The organism is Rhodanobacter denitrificans (assembly GCF_000230695.2).
In the GTDB taxonomy this organism is placed as follows: Bacteria; Pseudomonadota; Gammaproteobacteria; order Xanthomonadales; family Rhodanobacteraceae; genus Rhodanobacter; species Rhodanobacter denitrificans.
Genome location: NC_020541.1, coordinates 625835 through 643226, shown reverse-complemented (window position 1 = coordinate 643226; position 17392 = coordinate 625835). Strand labels below are relative to the sequence as shown.

General features: G+C 59.7%; 16 protein-coding genes. 9 read left to right on the top strand and 7 right to left on the bottom strand.

Features of this window, described 5'->3' with window-relative positions:
* Window positions 1–20 precede the first annotated feature (20 nt).
* The 4 genes from R2APBS1_RS02830 (at window position 21) to R2APBS1_RS02815 (ending at window position 4499) form a co-directional block, all read left to right on the top strand.
* A complete protein-coding gene (locus tag R2APBS1_RS02830) occupies window positions 21–1367 on the top strand; it encodes a phosphohexomutase domain-containing protein (RefSeq protein ID WP_015446802.1) in 1347 nt (448 codons plus the stop codon).
* 65 nt (window positions 1368–1432) lie between these two features.
* Complete coding sequence (locus tag R2APBS1_RS02825; protein ID WP_015446801.1) at window positions 1433–1897, top strand: copper resistance protein NlpE; 465 nt, start codon at window positions 1433–1435, stop codon at window positions 1895–1897.
* Between the two features lie 423 nt (window positions 1898–2320).
* On the top strand, window positions 2321–3139 hold the full coding sequence (locus tag R2APBS1_RS02820) for an ABC transporter permease (protein WP_015446800.1): 819 nt from the start codon (window positions 2321–2323) through the stop codon (window positions 3137–3139).
* Window positions 3129–4499: an ABC transporter ATP-binding protein gene (locus R2APBS1_RS02815; RefSeq protein ID WP_015446799.1), complete on the top strand. Its 1371-nt coding sequence runs from the start codon at window positions 3129–3131 to the stop codon at window positions 4497–4499. The genes R2APBS1_RS02820 and R2APBS1_RS02815 overlap by 11 nt, the downstream gene beginning before the upstream one ends.
* 25 nt (window positions 4500–4524) lie before the next feature.
* Here the strand turns inward: R2APBS1_RS02815 and R2APBS1_RS19500 are convergent, their stop codons facing one another.
* From R2APBS1_RS19500 to R2APBS1_RS02785, 7 genes are all read right to left on the bottom strand, one after another.
* Window positions 4525–5586: an acyltransferase family protein gene (locus tag R2APBS1_RS19500; RefSeq protein ID WP_015446798.1), complete on the bottom strand. Its 1062-nt coding sequence runs from the start codon at window positions 5584–5586 to the stop codon at window positions 4525–4527.
* A 94-nt stretch (window positions 5587–5680) separates the two neighbouring features.
* Window positions 5681–6838, bottom strand: coding sequence for a glycosyltransferase family 2 protein (locus tag R2APBS1_RS02810; RefSeq protein WP_015446797.1), 1158 nt, complete (start codon window positions 6836–6838; stop codon window positions 5681–5683).
* A complete protein-coding gene (locus R2APBS1_RS02805; protein WP_015446796.1) occupies window positions 6835–7149 on the bottom strand; it encodes a hypothetical protein in 315 nt (104 codons plus the stop codon). Before R2APBS1_RS02805 ends, R2APBS1_RS02810 begins: the two co-directional genes overlap by 4 nt.
* A 35-nt stretch (window positions 7150–7184) precedes the next feature.
* Window positions 7185–9098, bottom strand: coding sequence for a glycosyltransferase (locus R2APBS1_RS19495; protein WP_236126991.1), 1914 nt, complete (start codon window positions 9096–9098; stop codon window positions 7185–7187).
* Window positions 9099–9139: 41 nt separating this feature from the next.
* Window positions 9140–10216 (bottom strand): NAD-dependent epimerase/dehydratase family protein, encoded by a 1077-nt coding sequence (locus tag R2APBS1_RS19490; protein WP_015446794.1) that lies wholly within the window; start codon window positions 10214–10216, stop codon window positions 9140–9142.
* 30 nt (window positions 10217–10246) lie between these two features.
* The gene (locus R2APBS1_RS02790; RefSeq protein WP_015446793.1) at window positions 10247–11011 is read right to left on the bottom strand and encodes an FkbM family methyltransferase; all 765 of its coding nucleotides are present in this window, start codon (window positions 11009–11011) and stop codon (window positions 10247–10249) included.
* Window positions 11012–11100: 89 nt separating this feature from the next.
* Complete coding sequence (locus R2APBS1_RS02785; RefSeq protein ID WP_015446792.1) at window positions 11101–12267, bottom strand: cystathionine gamma-synthase; 1167 nt, start codon at window positions 12265–12267, stop codon at window positions 11101–11103.
* 195 nt (window positions 12268–12462) lie between these two features.
* Here R2APBS1_RS02785 and rfbB point away from each other — a divergent pair, with 195 nt between their 5' ends.
* Genes rfbB through R2APBS1_RS02760 form a run of 5 tightly spaced genes read left to right on the top strand, consistent with a single transcriptional unit; the run spans window position 12463 to window position 17302 of the window.
* Window positions 12463–13512 (top strand): dTDP-glucose 4,6-dehydratase, encoded by a 1050-nt coding sequence (rfbB, locus tag R2APBS1_RS02780; protein WP_041676849.1) that lies wholly within the window; start codon window positions 12463–12465, stop codon window positions 13510–13512.
* Window positions 13509–14399, top strand: coding sequence for a glucose-1-phosphate thymidylyltransferase RfbA (rfbA, locus tag R2APBS1_RS02775; RefSeq protein ID WP_015446790.1), 891 nt, complete (start codon window positions 13509–13511; stop codon window positions 14397–14399). Before rfbB ends, rfbA begins: the two co-directional genes overlap by 4 nt.
* On the top strand, window positions 14396–14953 hold the full coding sequence (rfbC, locus tag R2APBS1_RS02770; protein ID WP_015446789.1) for a dTDP-4-dehydrorhamnose 3,5-epimerase: 558 nt from the start codon (window positions 14396–14398) through the stop codon (window positions 14951–14953). The genes rfbA and rfbC overlap by 4 nt, the downstream gene beginning before the upstream one ends.
* The gene (rfbD, locus tag R2APBS1_RS02765; protein WP_015446788.1) at window positions 14950–15885 is read left to right on the top strand and encodes a dTDP-4-dehydrorhamnose reductase; all 936 of its coding nucleotides are present in this window, start codon (window positions 14950–14952) and stop codon (window positions 15883–15885) included. Before rfbC ends, rfbD begins: the two co-directional genes overlap by 4 nt.
* Before the next feature lie 4 nt (window positions 15886–15889).
* Window positions 15890–17302, top strand: coding sequence for a mannose-1-phosphate guanylyltransferase/mannose-6-phosphate isomerase (locus R2APBS1_RS02760; protein WP_015446787.1), 1413 nt, complete (start codon window positions 15890–15892; stop codon window positions 17300–17302).
* The last annotated feature ends 90 nt before the right edge of the window (window positions 17303–17392 follow it).

Genomic DNA, 17392 nt, shown 5'->3' with positions numbered 1-17392 from the left:
CGCATCGCCAAGGAGGCGGCATGAAACTGAATTGCTTCAAAGCCTATGACATCCGCGGTCGGGTGCCTGATGAATTGAACGAGGACCTTGCCCGTCGCATTGGCAACGCTACGGCTCAACTGCTCGGACCAGGTCCGGTGGTACTCGGGCGTGACGTACGCTTGAGCAGTCCGGCGTTGCAGGACGCATTGACCGCCGGCATCAACGCTGCCGGGCGTGACGTCATCGACATAGGACTGTGCGGCACCGAGGAAGTCTACTTTCAGACCCACCATCTGGGAGTCGCAGGCGGCATCATGGTTACCGCCAGTCACAATCCCATGGATTACAACGGCCTCAAGCTCGTGCGCGAAGGCTCACGTCCGATCAGTGGCGATACCGGGCTGTTCACCATCCGTGACAGTGTGACTGAGGGCATCTATTCCCAAGCCCTATCACCCGGAGGGGTGACTAAAGCCTACGCAAAGACCGCCTATATCCAACACCTGCTCAGTTACGTCGATCGTACCGCGCTCAAACCACTCAAGATCGTGACCAACGCTGGCAATGGCGGAGCCGGCATGGTGATCGACGAGCTTGCACCACATCTACCCTTCGATTTCGTCCGCGTGCAGCATGAACCCGATGGGCGCTTCCCGAACGGCATTCCCAATCCCCTCTTGCCGGAGAATCGCAGCGCGACCGCGGAAACCGTGCGCACACACGGTGCCGACTTCGGCATCGCCTGGGACGGTGACTTCGATCGCTGCTTCTTCTTCGATGCGGACGGCCGCTTCATCGAAGGCTACTATCTGGTAGGGCTGCTGGCCAAGGCACTCCTGGCCAAACACCCGGGTGGCAAGGTGATCCACGATCCACGGTTAACCTGGAACACCATCGAAATGGTGAAGCAGGCCGGTGGCATACCGGTGCAGAGCAAGACCGGCCACGCCTTCATCAAGGAGCGCATGCGTGCGGAGGATGCGATCTACGGTGGCGAGATGAGTGCGCACCACTACTTCCGCGACTTCAACTACTGTGATTCCGGAATGATCCCGTGGTTGCTGATCGCCGGCCTCGTTTCCAACACGGGAATGTCGTTGGCGGAGATGGTCGAGGACCGCATGCAAGCCTACCCCTGCAGCGGAGAAATAAACTTCCAGGTCAACGACGCGCGCGCCGCGGTCGAACACGTCATGGGTCGCTGCGCCAGGTTCGATCCGACCCTCGATCACACCGACGGTATCAGCGCCGATTTCGGCGACTGGCGATTCAATTTACGCAGTTCCAACACCGAACCACTGCTACGTTTGAATATAGAATCACGCGGAAATCGCGAGCTGGTCGACAGCAAGCTCGCCGAGATTACATCACAACTATCCAGTTAGGCATACCCGGTCTGAGCCCCCAAAAAATGCCCGCAGTTCGCCAACCATGACAGGAGAAATTAACGATGAAGCTCAATGTAAGTGTCCTGACTGCCACCTTTGCGCTCGGCTTGGCCGCCTGCTCCGCTCCAAGCAATCAAGCGCCGGCCGTGTCCCATCCAGCCGGTGACACAACGCCCTCAAGCGATATCTTGTCTGCACAAGCCTTCGCCGGAAAATTCGCCGGTACCATCGCCTGCGGCGATTGCCAGGGCATCCAAACAAAGTTGCAGCTCAACGCCGATGGCAGCTATATGCTCGACGAGACGTTTGCTGGTCGTGCGACTAACAATTTCCTGTCCAGCCAGGGACACTGGCAGATTCAGGATAGCCACCACTTCGTGCTCATTCCCAACGCTCAAGACTGGGAGCACCGCCCGTTTGAGACGCTCAACAGCAATGATATCCGGCAGTTGGGCAAGGATGGCAAACCCTATACCAACGATGCTGCCTATCACTTGAAGCGTGTGCTAGGCACGTCTGCGCACTGACTCTTCAGTGCCTGAGCTTGAGACAAGTGCCGCGCGACGTCATGCCTACGAAAACGGGCATCCATATCCACCTCATGAATCGAAAAATGTGGATTCCCGTTTTCGCTGGGATGACGCCATCACCCAGCGTTCGATATTACCCACCTCGCTGCCGCTCCGATTCGAACGTCGGCGCCCAAGAGAAACAACGCCAGCCCCATTGGCTCTGAACGCCAATCCAAAAGGCTAATCTATGAATTCTTCGAGTTTGCATGCTGTGGCAAACACGGATGCAACTCGAACACGAGGGCTGTGAACTAAAAGGTGATTGCACCACGTATTCGCCGGCAGTGAAGTTAAATAACAGGTGGCACCGTCTCCGGCACACCCTCACTGACACAAGCCAAATCTAGCCACCCCTTTAAAGCCCGTAGACCAACCATCATGCAAGCCTTCCCAGCCGACCCACTCAACTTGGTCAGAACCATTGCAAGGCACCGCCAACTGATCCAGACGCTTGCCGTACGCGACATTGCCACACGCTATCGCGGCTCCTTCCTCGGCTTTGCATGGTCAGTACTGCAGCCAATATTCATGCTTTCGGTATACACCTTCGTATTTAGCGAAGTTCTCAAGGGACGCTGGCCAGGAGGCACGGGGACAAAGAGTGAGTTTGCCTTGGTGCTCTTCTCGGGTCTATTGGTGTTCAACATGTTTGCTGAGGTATTCAACCGCTCTCCGGAACTTATCCTGGCAAACTCAAATTACGTCAAGCGCGTCATTTTCCCTTTGGAAATCATGCCTGTCATCAACGTCATCTCCGCATCCTTCAATCTCGTCATCAACCTTGTGGTATGGATCGTCTTTTATTGCGTCGCCATTGGCCTACCTCACCCTACCGTACTACTGCTGCCTGTCGCCTTGCTTCCGCTTTTCATACTACTCGCGGGGTTATCGTGGTTCCTCGCCGCTCTGGGCGTTTACGCGAGGGACATCACTCAGATAACGACCATCATCACCACAGCCTTCATGTTCCTTACTCCCATATTCTTCCCTGTCGAGGCAATTCCTGAACGGTACCGTGGACTGCTTGCCTTGAACCCATTGGCATCCATTGTCAAACAGGTTCGCGACGTGTTGATCTGGGGACATGGCATCGACGCAATCCAATTCAGCATCAGCATCACGGAGGCGCTGACAATACTGTTCCTCGGCTACGCCTTCTTTCAAAAGGTTCGACGGGGATTCGCCGATGTCCTCTGATATAGCTATTCGAGTCGAGCATCTCAGCAAGTGTTACCATATCTTTGATAAGCCAGTTCACCGCCTTTATCGCATGCTTCAGCGCGGCAATAAGCGCCACGGGCGCGAATTCTGGGCGGTCGAAGACGTCTCATTCGAAATCCACCGCGGTGAAACCGTGGGCATCATCGGACGCAATGGCGCCGGAAAGTCCACCCTGCTCCAAATGGTGTGCGGCACCCTCAACCAGACAACCGGCACGGTGATTGTAAACGGCAAGATCGCAGCACTGCTCGAGTTAGGCGCTGGCTTCAATCCCGAATTCACCGGTCGAGAGAACGTATATCTTGCCGCATCTCTTTACGGCTTGAGCACAGCAGAGGTAACCAAGCGGTTTGATGCCATCGCCGCATTCGCCGACATAGGCGATTTCATTGAACAGCCCGTCAAGACGTATTCCAGTGGCATGTTCGTGCGCCTCGCCTTCGCCGTGATTGCCCACGTCGACGCCGACATCCTGGTGGTCGACGAAGCGCTTAGTGTCGGAGACGCCTACTTCCAACAGAAATGTATGCGCTTCCTCAACGAGTTCCAGCGACGAGGCGGCACCTTGCTCTTTGTCAGCCATGACATGGGCACCGTGAATGCGTTGTGCGCCTCGGCCATCTTGCTTCGCCGCGGCAGCGACGGCCGCTATCTTTGCGATGCGGGAACAGCAAAAGACATTTCGACCATCTACCTGCGAGAAATGTACGCAGATCGAATCGAACTTTCGTCCATCGACGCTGTGCCAGTAGTCGACGAACCATCTCCGAAAAGCACACCAGACGCGGACAATATCGTGGATGGGCCTATGGCATTCCTGGCGAAGTCCCCTCCCACCCGCTTCCATGCCTCGTCTTTCCGCAGTGACACTGAAGGCTTTGGTGCCCTCGGCGGGATCATTACCGGCGCATGGTTTCGCGGCATCAATGGCGAAACCTTGACCGAATTTACCTCGGCGGACCAAGTGACTCTGGTCGTTCGCGCCCACACCTATAAAGCCATGACCTATCCCGCCATCGGGTTCATGGTGAAGGATCGCAAAGGCCAATACGTACTGACCGAAAGTACGGACAGCTACCTGCGCGCGCAATCCATTACTGCTCCGGCCGATACCGACATCGAGGCCGAGTTTTCCATGCGCATGCCCAATCTCGTACGCGGCGAGTACACACTAGACGTGGCATTTGCAGAGGGACCCGGCTTGGATCACGTCCAGCACCACTGGCTGCACGACGTGATGATCATCAATGTAATCAACAACCATGTGGTCCATGGTATTGCTGGCGCACCAAGCTTGTCGGTGCGCCTCGTAGTCGGTAACGCCGGGACAGGATAGAAATCGGTCCTCGTTGGCTCGCTGGCTAAGAGGCCGTCGCTGGCGACACTGCTGCAGCTGGCCCTTGACTCCTCGGCTTGTGACTGAGGGCGACCTTCTCGACAAAATGCCATGACAACCAGGCCAACACCAACGTCACTGGAATTGCTATCGCAAAATGTTGATAGATGCCTAGTCTTGGAGTCAGCCAGATAGTTGTCTGTTGCACTGGGAATGCATATATATAAACTCCGTACGAAAGATCCCCAAAGCGTCCAAAGCGCCTCAACACTGGAGATGATTCGGTGCCGCACGCAATAACAAGAAAAGGCGTCATTAGGAAGGCTGCAATCAATTCGTGCCCCGCGACGTAAGCAACTACCCCCAGCCCGAGTACAATAGCAGCGCCTGTAATCTTGCGCACACCAATTAGACAATACTCACGAAAAAGATACAGACAGCTTCCTGAGAAAAAGAATGTCGCGTACTCGACCTCGAACAGATGCGTATGCGTAAGACTGAATACTTTTTCAGCATCATGAACTCCGTAATACCAGGCTGATACACCTAGCAAAAGAGCCAACATGAGCCAACGCGCCCGGACGATCCCAAGAAGCCCGAGAATTGCCAAGTAGCCATAACAACGCAATTCGATTGGGATCGTCCAAAGCACACCATTCGGAATGTATGCAAGTGGACTATTCGGGAATACACCTGGCAGAAATGGACTGACCTTGAACAAACCCGTCCCGAAAAAATGAAGTGTCGTTCGATCCGTAAAGTACGCGTGCAGTGGAACTTGTGTCACGATCGGCCCTAGCACCAAGCCACACAGCGCCACAGTACATAGCAAACCCGGCCAGATCCTCAGCAAGCGTCGCGCTGCGAAGCGCCTCAGATTAGGATCAGCCTGCCAGCTAGCGGTAATCAAGTATCCGCTGATTGCAAAAAAGACCATCACGGCGTAGCCGCCAAGCGTTTGGTACTCAAAAACAAGCGGCTCTGCCATTGCATGGAGAGCGAACTGATGACTAATCAATACCGATAACGCAGCGAGCAGCCGAACGAAGTCGAAGTTGTTGCTGCGATGTGCTTGCCAATCAGCCATGCTTACGCTCATTCCATCAAATTACCAAACCGCTAGACACCGATAGCACGGCACCGACGTTGAAACCATAGTTCCGTACCGCAATGCTTATCCGTTATATCAGCGACGGATAGTTACGCCTCGACCAATTCGCCTTGCCCGGGAAAGCCTCATCGATCTGCTGCGATCGCGCCCCGCGGTCAAACACATTAATCGTTGTCGGATCGCGATCGAAATAGGCTCTGACACTGCCGCCAGCGTCCGCCGGATCGAAGGGAATATCCAGCCTGAACCCACGGAAAGACACCTGGGCGCTACTGCTGAAGCCATCCGGCGACAGGCATACCCTGACGTCGTTTTCGCTCCCATCTTCCTTGGCAACCCAACCCACCTCGAGAGAGTATCCGAACTGCTGTGCGGCACCCAAGACGATACGTGACAATGCATCTTCGTGCGCTCGCGTCAGGATACCTGAATAGATGAACGCCTCGACCTGCTGACGAAACTGCGGATAACGCAGGTCGATAATGGCCTCGTTGGCTGGCACTGTGGTCGCACCGGCAGATACCAGCCCCGCATCGAGGTTGGAGCCACGCCCATGGTGAAAAACGAACGAGCCAGGTGCCAGGCAGATGCGGTAGCCGGCAGCCAAGCTTCGCAAACTCCAGTCCGTCTCTTCACAATATCCGCGGCCGAAGCAGGGATCCATGATGCCGACGTCCTTCACGACGTCCATCGGTATCATGATGCAGAACGATATACCGGCAGGAATATCCATTGCCGCGTCGCCGAAATGGCCATTCAGCGTCGTGTGCAGCCAGTCCACGACCGCCTGATCCTTAAGATGCTTGTTCGGATCCTGATTCGGCAACGAATAGATCGACACGTTGTTCGACCAAGCTGTAACCGATCCCACGCCCTTTTGGCACGCGACCGACAGCATCGATGACATTAGCGTACGCGGATAAAGCACGTCGGAATTGCTGATGACGACGTAGTCGTAACCACGCTTCAACGCCGTCAGCATGCCCAAACTGACGTTGCGCGGGATGCCGAGATTACGGGGGGTCCGGTAGTAAAGGACATCGTGTCTATGACAAAACGCCGAAAGCTCCTCGCTCCAACCAGGTTCCGGGCTCGCATCGTCGAGTACGAGCACATCTACATCTGCGTCGGCTTGATCGAATCGCAGTGCGCTTTTAATTGCCGCAGGAACGAAGGCCCGGCCATTGTAGACGGTGATGCAATGCAGGATGCGTGGTTTTGACATCATCCAAGCACCTTACGCAGTTTGCTGCTGAAGAGCAGCGCAACACGCACGACGCGGGACGCTCGCAGCTGGCGTACCACCTCACGCAAATGCGCAAGCTCGCCCATGTCGCCGACGTTGATTGCCCGATAGGCAGCGCTGTCGACAGGAACCGACCCTCGCAGCTTTATCGTGGCAAGCTCGGTCTTCGCCTGAAGCAACTCCTTGCTGAGCGCCGTGAGGCGTGCGGTCAAATCAATGACCCTCGTGTTTGCGACCTCGAAGTCGATCAGCGCCTGTTCGAGCGAAATATCGTCCAGATTGGTTGTGTTCATGACAGTACCCTGTTCATTCATAATCGGGCGAATCCCTAGTTACGGGGCGGGCACGCCAAGGCGCGCCGGTAGGTATCAACGAGACCGCTTGCTGTCTCGTCCCAAGTCAGCGGCGCACCGCCACGCAAAATGCGGTCAATGTTCTCCCTTGCCGCACCGGGGTCGATAAGTAACGCTTCCGTATAGTCGGCAAGGTTATCGACCACCCAATTGCGGGGCGCCGCGGGATCATCTATGAGCTCGCGCAAGGGTCCGAAATTGACGTGAGCAGTGGGGGTCCCCATGGCTGCCGCCTCGAATGGGATAAGCCCAAATCCTTCCGCCGATGTGGGATACAACACGACCGAAGCATGCCTGAGCAGCCAAGTTCGAACCCCGCTACTGACATCAGGAAGACACATCAACATGTCGTCGCCAGCGCGCCGCGCCACAGCCTCCTCGGCCCGTGATGAGCCCTTTGGAACATTGGCGCCCGCCATGACTAAGGCGAGAGGGTGCCCTCGCTCGCGCAACCGCTGCCAAACCCGAATTGCCAGGTCACGATTCTTGTGCGCGTAGGTCGCCCCCAGCACCAAAATAAACTTGCAGGCGATCATTCCCTTTTCGATCAGCAGCAACGGCGACTCTTCATCGGCTGTCTCGTCCAGATGATTGCAACCGTTTTTGACCGTAGTCACCTGCTCCCGCGAGATATCCATGCGCTCCTCGATGATCGATTGACGCGTATCCTCCGAGATCACCACCACATGGTCAGCATGCGCGCATGCTTCGGCTATGTTGTGCCGGTAATTCAACCAGTCTTGGCCCGTTGGATGATAGGTGCCGATACGATACGCAATCAGATCCTGCAGCGTAACTACTACTCGCTTGGCAAGCGAACGCCAACGTGCCCAGGGAATGGGGCGATCAGGCTGGAACGGGCGATGCAGAATATCGACCATCGTTGCATCATCAAAATTCAGGCTCTCCGAATTCAGCAGGCGAACCTTCATATCGGCGGCGAGATCAGCCGCATAATCCGGCATCTTACCGTTCGGCACAGCAACATCAATCGAACGGACGTCGTCGCGACGCACAAGCGCGCGCAGCAACTCGACGGTCTGCACTTGGGTGCCCATCTCCATCGGCCCAAGGCAGGAGCCATCGATAAGAATGCGCAATCCAGACGCCTTGCTGCGTGCGACATTCATGGCGATGGCCGCCGGAGTCGTGTCGACCCGCTTCTGATAGTCGTACAACGCGGGAAACGACGAGTCGATCACATGCAATCGGTGTCGACAACTATCGTCCTCTGTTGCATCAACGGCTGGAAAGCCGCTGAACCATTGCGCAAACACGTAAGTGCCAGCATCCAGTCGATGCTGGAATCCACGCTTGGCGGATCGCAATGCCATCTCTGCAATCGATTCGCGCGCACCCGGATCAAGCGCGGGGTCGAACCCACCGACCGACGCAAGCATGGTGCGACTGACCAGAATTGCGGGGCCTGCCGGCATCGGCACAGGGACACTTTCCGTGTCAGGCGCCGTTCTTCGCAAAACCTTAGTCAGGCTGTTCTCGTCATGCCCAGGCAAGCAATGCCCTGTTGCCGTGTTCCGATACGGGAAGCTGAATGGTCCTGCAGCATTTGACAGGAACGAAACCGTCGCGATGCGCGAGTCGCCTTCAAGCCAACCAACAGCACGATCCAACGCATCTTCGGGCAAGGATACTGGCGAGGTCACAAGAAGGATGGATCCCATGTTCGGCAAAGCCTCGAACATTTCCTCCACGGCCTTCGAAAGGCTCCATTGCTTGGCGAGGGTTGCTCCCGATCCACTCAGCAGTCCGCTCGTCGTTGGTCCATCGAGCGCGGCAACCCAGAAGGGGATTCCAGCTCGTCTGGCCTCGGCATCAAGAGTACGAAGACTATCGATCCAATCTCGCGGCAACCCGTCGATGATCGCCAAGATGCCGGTACCAGATCGTCCATGAGGTAGTTCAACAACCATTATGCGTGCCCTTTCTCGACCAACCATTCTGCCACGCGACGCACCCCTTCTTCAAAGGGAACCTTGGCCCGCACTCCAAGCTGGTCGGCAAGTGGCTCCGGATCCGCTACGGCCCAGCGTACATCGCCATCGCGGAACTTCCCGGTCACTTTGGGCAAGGGGGCAGCATGATGGCTGGCGATGACAGTGGCGGCCTCGCGTATCGTCGTAGACACACCGTGACCGACATCCAGTAGACGTCGATCCATCGGCGGCTTCGCAATACCCGCCGCAATAGCTTCTACGACGTCGTCAATAAATACGAAATCACGACCAATCTCGCCATCTTCGTAAATCTCCAGTTGAAGTCCTTTACGGGCCTGACGAATAAATAACGTAATGATTCCAGTGTATGCGTTATACGGAGACTGTCCAGGTCCATAGACATTTTGAAGACGAAAAATCGACAGAGGAACCTGCATAGCGCCACACCAAGCCCCCAAAATGTGCTCTTGGGCAAGCTTGGTTGCGCCATATACGCTCGTTGGCGCCGGAAACACATCGCGACCGGAATGCATCTTAGGAGTGACCTTGCCGTTGCCATCCGGCGGCAACGGATCCCACTGACCCGAAGCCAGCACCGCGTGCGAACGTGGAGGCGGGTAGAACACCGCTCCGCTTTCACTACACCACGCCCCCTCGCCATAAACGGCACGGCTGGAAGCCAGCACGACGTGCCTCGGCTTGACGCCATGACGCGTTAACGCATCAAGCATGGCGGTAGTGCCGACCACATTAACGTTCGCATGGCGACTAGCCTCGGTCAGGGACTGCCCAGTGCCGGTTTCGGCAGCAAGATGAACAAGAATTTCCGGCCGCCAATGTGCCAACACCTCATTCCATGTTTTCGCCTCAGTCACGTCGCCTTTCACAAGGACAGCGAATTCAGGCAACGAATCAGGCCTTTTCCGATCCGGGTGTATCTGCGGGTGAAGATTATCAACGGCAATGATTGGCAATCCACCCACTCCGAGCCGATGCGCCAACGCGCTACCAATAAAGCCAGCTCCGCCGGTAACCACAATAGCCTTGTCCATTCAGCTCTCCAAGTAATCTTAGCTTCTACTTCAAATAGTACGACTAAGAAGTAAATTCGCCTGACCCATCACACCCGCCGATTGGCAGTACCTCAGAATTTCGGCATCACTCGCCGCAAACAACGCATCCGGGCACACCAAACTGAGATTAAAACCTCCCGAGCGAAGCTCCGACAACACCGCCATCGCGTCTACACCATTCTTCTGCAAAAGCCCCGGCGAAAACTCCATCACTATACGCACCCCAGGGGATCGGTCAATTACGCCTCGCATGCCTGACAAAACGGCAAGCTCAGCACCCTGCACGTCAATTTTCACCAAGTCCACGCTCATATCGCCGATGAGATCATCGAGCCGCATGGAAGGGGCAACAGTCGAGGCACGCATACCACTACTGCCCGGCACCCCTTTTGTGTCACCAAGGTTGTGAAGTGTCGTGCTCAACGCAACCGTACCATTGGCATCTGATAAAGCCACCGGCCAAGCACATACGCGATCACCAAGCAGCCAGGTATTCATTCGCAGAACCTGGAACGTGAGTGGATGCGGCTCGAACGCTTGCACAATCGCCAGCGGGAAAGCATTGGCCACAAGCAGGGAAAAGTAACCCACATTGGCACCAACATCGACGAACACCGCCCCCGCACGCGACGGCATCGCCTCGAGCAGTGCCCGCCCAACGGAAGGCTCCCAAGTTCCCGAGTTGCGTATAAAATCACGCATCACCTCATCGCACATCGGAAACCACATCTCCCCCGCATCAGTCGCGACCAGCTCAAGATCAATGGAATGCATTCCAGGAGGAATTGTCAGAGGTGACCATTTATATGGCATACGAGATTCTTTTTACTTATTGAGTTTCTGTCAAACAGCCATTCTCCAAGTCAGCCAAGTACATGTCCCAACTCATTGCGCAAATCGCTGACATCTTCTACCCCCACTGACAGCCGCACCAGCCCATCGCTGATCCCCAGCCGCTTGCGGTTGGCCGCGGGCACCGAGGCGTGGGTCATGATCGCCGGATGCTCGATCAGGCTCTCGACACCGCCGAGCGATTCGGCCAACGCGAATAGCTCGCAGCGTTCCAGCATGCGCTTGGCCTTCTTCAGGCCGCCCTTCACCTCGATGGTGACAATGCCTCCGAAGCCGTGCATCTGACGCTTGGCCAGTGCGTGCTGCGGGTGGCTCTTCAGGCCGGGGTAGATCACCCGCTCGACCGCCGGGTGCTTCTGCAGCCACGTGGCCAGCTCCAGCGCGCTGGCGCAGTGCTGGCGCATGCGCAGGTGCAGGGTCTTCAGGCCGCGCATGGCGAGGAAGGCATCGAACGGGCCGGCCACCGCGCCGACCGAGTTCTGCAGGAAAGCCATCTGTCCGGCCAGTTCCTGATCGTTGGCGACCACGATGCCGCCGACCATGTCGGAATGGCCGTTGATGTACTTGGTGGCCGAATGCAGCACCAGGTCCGCGCCGTATTCCAGCGGTCGCTGCACCATCGGCGAGCAGAAGGTGTTGTCGACCACCAGGATCAGGCCGTGCTTCTTCGCGAACGCGGCGACCTTGGCCAGGTCGACCAGCTTCAGCATCGGGTTGGTCGGCGTCTCCGCCCAGATCATCCGCGTGTTCGGCTTCAGTGCCGCCTTCAGCGCCGCCATGTCGTTCAGGTCGATAAAGCTGAAGTCGAGCCCGGCCGAGCGCCGGCGCACCCTCTCGAACAGGCGGTAGGTGCCGCCGTACAGGTCATCCATCGCGATCATGTGGCTGCCCGAGTCGAGCAGGTCCAGCACGGTCGCCGCGGCAGCCAGGCCGGAGGCGAACGCGAAACCGGCCACGCCGCCTTCCAGGTCCGCCACGCAGCGTTCGTAGGCCATGCGCGTAGGATTTTGCGTGCGCGAATACTCGTAGCCCTTGTGCTTGCCAGGGCTCTCCTGCACGTAGGTCGAGGTGGCGTAGATCGGCGTCATGATGGCGCCGGTGGACGGATCGGGATGCTGGCCGGCGTGGATCGCGCGCGTTCCGAGTCCGTGGTGGGCGGCAGGCATCTTCTTGGGCATGGCATGGCATCACAGGCATGGTGACGCCGGCAGATGTCGGACGCCACGTGGAGGATCAGGCATTGTACCCGGGCCGCCATACTTTGCCCTAACGTTGGCCGTTGCCCGGAAGGCTCGCCACCGCGCCACGTGTCGGCTTGTGCGGCCGCCATGCCATAATAAGAGCTTCGATATCTGAAGGGATGCATGTTCTCCATGAAGACCCTGCTCATCACCGGGGGGGCCGGCTTCATCGGCGCCAATTTCGTGCTGCAGGCGGTGGCTGACGGCCTTTGCGTGATCAACCTGGACAAGCTCACCTACGCCGGCAACCCTGACACGCTGGCGTCGCTGCAAGGCGATGCGCGTCACGTTTTCGTGCAGGGCGACATCGGCGACCGCGCACTGGTGGCGAAGCTGCTGGCCGAACACAAGCCCGATGCCATCGTGAACTTCGCCGCCGAATCGCACGTGGACCGCTCGATCGACGGCCCGGCCGAGTTCGTGCAGACCAACGTGGTCGGCACACTGGGGCTGCTCGAATGTGCGCGCGACTATTGGCGCTCGCTCGAAGGCGCGGCGCGCGACGCGTTCCGTTTCCTGCACGTATCCACCGACGAGGTCTACGGCTCGCTCGGCGCCGACGGCAAGTTCACCGAGACCACGCCGTACGCGCCGAACTCGCCGTACTCGGCGTCGAAGGCCGCCTCCGATCACTTGGTGCGTGCGTTCCACCACACCTACGGCCTGCCGGTGCTCACCACCAACTGCTCGAACAACTATGGCCCGTACCAGTTCCCGGAAAAACTCATCCCGCTGGTGACCGCCAAGGCGCTGGCCGGCGAAGCGCTGCCGGTCTACGGCGATGGGAAAAACATCCGCGACTGGTTGTTCGTGGGCGACCACTGCTCGGCGATCCGCTGCGTGCTGGAAGCCGGCAGGATAGGCGAGACCTACAACGTGGGCGGCAATGCCGAGCGCGAGAACATCGCGGTGGTGAAGACGATCTGCGCCCTGCTCGACGCGCGCCGCCCGCTGGCCGACGGTCGCGCGCGTGAATCGCTGATCACCTACGTGAAGGACCGTCCCGGCCACGATCGCCGCTACGCGATCGACTCGGCCAAGTTGCAGCGCGAACTGGGCTGGAAACCGTCGCAGACCTTCGAGAGCGGCATCGCGGCGACGGTGGACTGGTACCTCGACCACCAGCCGTGGGTGCAGCGCGTACTCGACGGCAGCTACCGCATGGAGCGACTCGGCGCATGAACAATACGGAGAAAGGCATCATCCTCGCCGGTGGTTCCGGCACCAGGCTGCACCCGATCACCCGCGCCATCAGCAAGCAGCTGCTGCCGGTGTACGACAAGCCGATGATCTACTACCCGCTGGCCACGCTGATGCTGGCCGGCATCCGCGAGGTGCTGGTGATCAACACCCCGCACGAACAGTCGATGTTCCAGCGCCTGCTCGGCGATGGCTCGCAATGGGGCATCGACATCCATTACGCGGCGCAGCCCTCGCCCGACGGGCTGGCGCAGGCGTTCACCATCGGCCGCGACTTCGTCGACGGCAAGCCCAGTTGCCTGGTGCTGGGCGACAACATCTTCTACGGCCACGGCTTCACCGAGCGCCTCAAGCGCGCCGCCGCGCGCGAGCATGGCGCCACGGTGTTCGGCTACTGGGTCAAGGACCCGGAGCGCTACGGCGTGGCCGAGTTCGACGCCGCCGGCAAGGTGGTTGGACTGGAGGAAAAGCCGGCCCAACCGAAGTCGCATTACGCCGTCACGGGCCTCTACTTCTACGATGGCCGTGTGTGCGACTACGCCGCCTCGCTGAAACCCTCGCCACGCGGCGAGCTGGAGATCACCGACCTCAACCGCTGCTACCTCGACGACGACTCGCTGCACCTGGAGCAGCTCGGCCGCGGCTTCGCCTGGCTCGACACCGGCACCCACGAGTCGCTGATGGAAGCGGGCAACTACATCGAGACGATCGAGAACCGGCAGGGCCTGAAGGTGTGTTGCCCGGAGGAGATCGCCTATCTCAACGGCTGGATCAATGCCGAGCAGTTGCTGGCGCTGGCCGCGCCGCTGGCCAAGACCGGTTACGGGCAGTACCTGAAGGATCTGATCAAGCAAGGACACGCACGATGAAAGTGATCGAAACAACCCTGTCTGGCGCCCTGATCCTCGAACCGCAGGTGTTCGGCGACGCCCGCGGCTTCTTCTACGAAAGCTACAACAAGGCCAAATACCGCGAGGCCGGCATCACTTCCGATTTCGTGCAGTCCAACGTCTCGCGCTCCGCCCGCGGCGTGCTGCGCGGTCTGCATTACCAATGGCCCAACCCGCAAGGCAAGCTGGTCAGCGTGCTGGAAGGCGAGGTGTATGACGTGGCGGTGGATATCCGCCGCGATTCGCCCACCTTTGGGCAATCGGCCGGCGTGATGCTGACCGCCGACAACCATCGCCATTTCTGGATCCCGGAAGGTTTCGCGCACGGCTTCTGCGTACTGTCCGAGTTCGCCACCTTCACCTACCAGTGCACCGCGCTGTACGACGCCAAGGCGGATGCCAGCATCCGCTGGAACGATGCTGCGCTCGGCATCGACTGGCCGATCAGCGAGCCGTTGTTGTCGGACAAGGACGGCAAGGCACCGCTGCTGCAGGACGTTGCCGCCGAGCGCCTGCCGGTTTTCATGCCGTGAAGATCCTGCTGCTCGGTGCCAACGGCCAGCTTGGCCGCACGTTCCTCGATCACCGCGGCCTCGCAGCACGCGGCGAACTCGTCGCCACCAGTCGCGATGGCGTATTGGCGGCGGGCGGACACGGCGAGGCCGCCGACCTCTCGATTCCCGAATCATTGCCAGCCCTGCTTGATCGCATCCGACCGGACGTGATCGTCAACACCGCCGCCTACACCGCCGTCGATCGCGCCGAGCAGGAAGAGGATCTGGCCACCCGCGTCAACGGCGAAGCGGTCGGCGTGCTCGGCCACTGGGCAGCCGCACACGACGCGCTGGTGATCCATTACTCGACCGACTACGTCTTCGACGGCAGCCAGTCGCAGCCGTACACCGTCAACGCCGCCACCGGCCCGCTGGGCGCCTACGGCCGCAGCAAACTGGCCGGCGAACAGGCGTTGCGCGACAGCGGCGCCGATCACCTGATCTTCCGCACCGCATGGGTGTACGCCGCGCACGGTCACAACTTCCTGCGCACCATGCTGCGGCTGGGTGCCGAGCGCGACGAACTGCGCGTGGTCGCCGACCAGCACGGGGCGCCGACCGATACCAACCTGATCGTCAACGCCAGCCTGGCCACGCTCGACCGCTGGCAACGATCCGATACCGCGCAGCGCCACGAACTGAATGGCACTCATCACCTGGTCGCCAGCGGTGCCACGACCTGGTACGGCTTTGCCTGCGCGATCTTCGAGCAGGCTTTCGCATTGGGCGCGATTACGCACGTGCCACGGGTGGTTCCGATCGGCAGCACCGACTTCCCGACACCCGCGGTGCGCCCGGCGTACTCCCTGCTGGACAATGCAGGCTTCCAGCGGCACTTCGATTTCGCGCTACCCGATTGGCGGCAAGGCCTGCACGAAGTCGTGACTCAACTCGATCAGAAAGGACATTGAGCCCATGCTGATTCCCCTCATCCTCAGCGGTGGCAGCGGCACGCGCCTGTGGCCGGTGTCGCGCAAGAACCTGCCCAAGCAGTTCCTGGCATTGGCCGGCAAGGGCACGCTGTTCCAGCAGACCATCGCGCGAACCCGCCAGTTGCCGCATGTCGCCGCGCCGATCGTGGTGGCCAGCGAGGACCATCGCTTCCTCGCCGCCGACCAGTTGCTGGAAGCGGGCATCGATGACGCCACCATCGTGCTGGAGCCGCTGGCACGCAATACCGCGCCGGCGATCGCGCTGGGCGCGCTCAGCGCACTGCAGCGCGATGCCGACGCCACCTTGCTGGTGCTGCCGGCCGACCACCTGATCGGCGACACCGCTGCCTTCGTCGAGGCGGTGAAACAGGCGTTGCCGCTGGCCGCGCAGGGCTGGCTGGTGACGTTCGGCATCCGCCCGGATCGCCCGGAGACTGGCTTCGGCTACATCCGTCGCGCCGCCGCGATCGACGACCACGGTTTCAGTGTCGGGCAATTCGTCGAGAAGCCCGACCTGGCCACGGCCGAGTCCTACCTCGCCGACGGCGGCTACGACTGGAATTCCGGCATGTTCCTGTTCAAGGCCGCGCGCTACCTGGAGGAACTGGCCGCGCACGCGCCGGCGATGCTGGCCGCGGTGCGCGAGGCGCACGCCAAAGCCACTGCCGACCTCGACTTCGTGCGCATCGACCATGACGCCTTCGCGCGGGTGCCGGACAAGTCGATCGACTACGCGGTGATGGAAAAGACCCGGCGTGCCGCGGTGATCCCGGTCAGCTGCGCGTGGAGCGACATCGGCTCGTGGTCGGCGCTGTGGCTCACCGGCGACAAGGACGCCGACGGCAACCTGCGCGAAGGCGACACGCTGGCGGTGGACACACGCAATTCGCTGCTGCGTTCGCACGAGCGCCACCTGCTCGCCACCGTCGGCGTCGACGACCTGATCGTGGTGACCACGCCGGACGCCACCCTGGTGGCGCACCGCAACGCCGCGCAGGACGTGAAGAAGATCGTCGAGCAGCTGAAGGCCGCCGGCCGCAGCGAGCACTCGCTGCACCGCGTGGTGTACCGGCCGTGGGGCAGCTATGACTCGCTGGAGGAAGGCCCGCGCTTCCAGGTCAAGCGCATCGTGGTCAAGCCCGGCGCCAGCCTGAGCCTGCAGAAACACCACCACCGCGCCGAGCACTGGGTGGTGGTCTCCGGCACCGCCGAGGTCACCTGCGACGACAAGGTGTTCCTGCTCGGCGAGAACCAGAGCACCTACATCCCGCTGGGCAGCAGGCACCGCCTGCGCAACCCGGGCAAGGTCGCGCTGGAACTGATCGAGGTGCAATCCGGCAGCTATCTCGGCGAAGACGACATCGTGCGTTACGACGACGTCTACGGGCGCGCCTGAGCGACGGCGCACGCTGCGCAATGACCGCCTGGCGCAGGCGGGGCGTTCCAGTCCGCCCCGGGAACGCCCGGACCAGTTGACCGACGTCAA

What these genes read in the sequence shown, in the direction of transcription:
- R2APBS1_RS19490 (WP_015446794.1), bottom strand. Translation starts at nt 10,216, where the DNA reads ATGGACAAGGCTATTGTGGTTACCGGCGGAGCTGGCTTTATTGGTAGC.
- rfbB (WP_041676849.1), top strand. Translation starts at nt 12,463, where the DNA reads ATGAAGACCCTGCTCATCACCGGGGGGGCCGGCTTCATCGGCGCCAAT.
- rfbC (WP_015446789.1), top strand. Translation starts at nt 14,396, where the DNA reads ATGAAAGTGATCGAAACAACCCTGTCTGGCGCCCTGATCCTCGAACCG.
- R2APBS1_RS02820 (WP_015446800.1), top strand. Translation starts at nt 2,321, where the DNA reads ATGCAAGCCTTCCCAGCCGACCCACTCAACTTGGTCAGAACCATTGCA.
- R2APBS1_RS02830 (WP_015446802.1), top strand. Translation starts at nt 21, where the DNA reads ATGAAACTGAATTGCTTCAAAGCCTATGACATCCGCGGTCGGGTGCCT.
- R2APBS1_RS02790 (WP_015446793.1), bottom strand. Translation starts at nt 11,011, where the DNA reads ATGCATTCCATTGATCTTGAGCTGGTCGCGACTGATGCGGGGGAGATG.
- R2APBS1_RS02825 (WP_015446801.1), top strand. Translation starts at nt 1,433, where the DNA reads ATGAAGCTCAATGTAAGTGTCCTGACTGCCACCTTTGCGCTCGGCTTG.
- R2APBS1_RS02805 (WP_015446796.1), bottom strand. Translation starts at nt 7,149, where the DNA reads ATGAACACAACCAATCTGGACGATATTTCGCTCGAACAGGCGCTGATC.
- R2APBS1_RS02785 (WP_015446792.1), bottom strand. Translation starts at nt 12,267, where the DNA reads ATGCCCAAGAAGATGCCTGCCGCCCACCACGGACTCGGAACGCGCGCG.
- R2APBS1_RS02760 (WP_015446787.1), top strand. Translation starts at nt 15,890, where the DNA reads ATGCTGATTCCCCTCATCCTCAGCGGTGGCAGCGGCACGCGCCTGTGG.
- R2APBS1_RS02810 (WP_015446797.1), bottom strand. Translation starts at nt 6,838, where the DNA reads ATGATGTCAAAACCACGCATCCTGCATTGCATCACCGTCTACAATGGC.
- R2APBS1_RS02815 (WP_015446799.1), top strand. Translation starts at nt 3,129, where the DNA reads ATGTCCTCTGATATAGCTATTCGAGTCGAGCATCTCAGCAAGTGTTAC.
- rfbA (WP_015446790.1), top strand. Translation starts at nt 13,509, where the DNA reads ATGAACAATACGGAGAAAGGCATCATCCTCGCCGGTGGTTCCGGCACC.
- R2APBS1_RS19500 (WP_015446798.1), bottom strand. Translation starts at nt 5,586, where the DNA reads ATGGCTGATTGGCAAGCACATCGCAGCAACAACTTCGACTTCGTTCGG.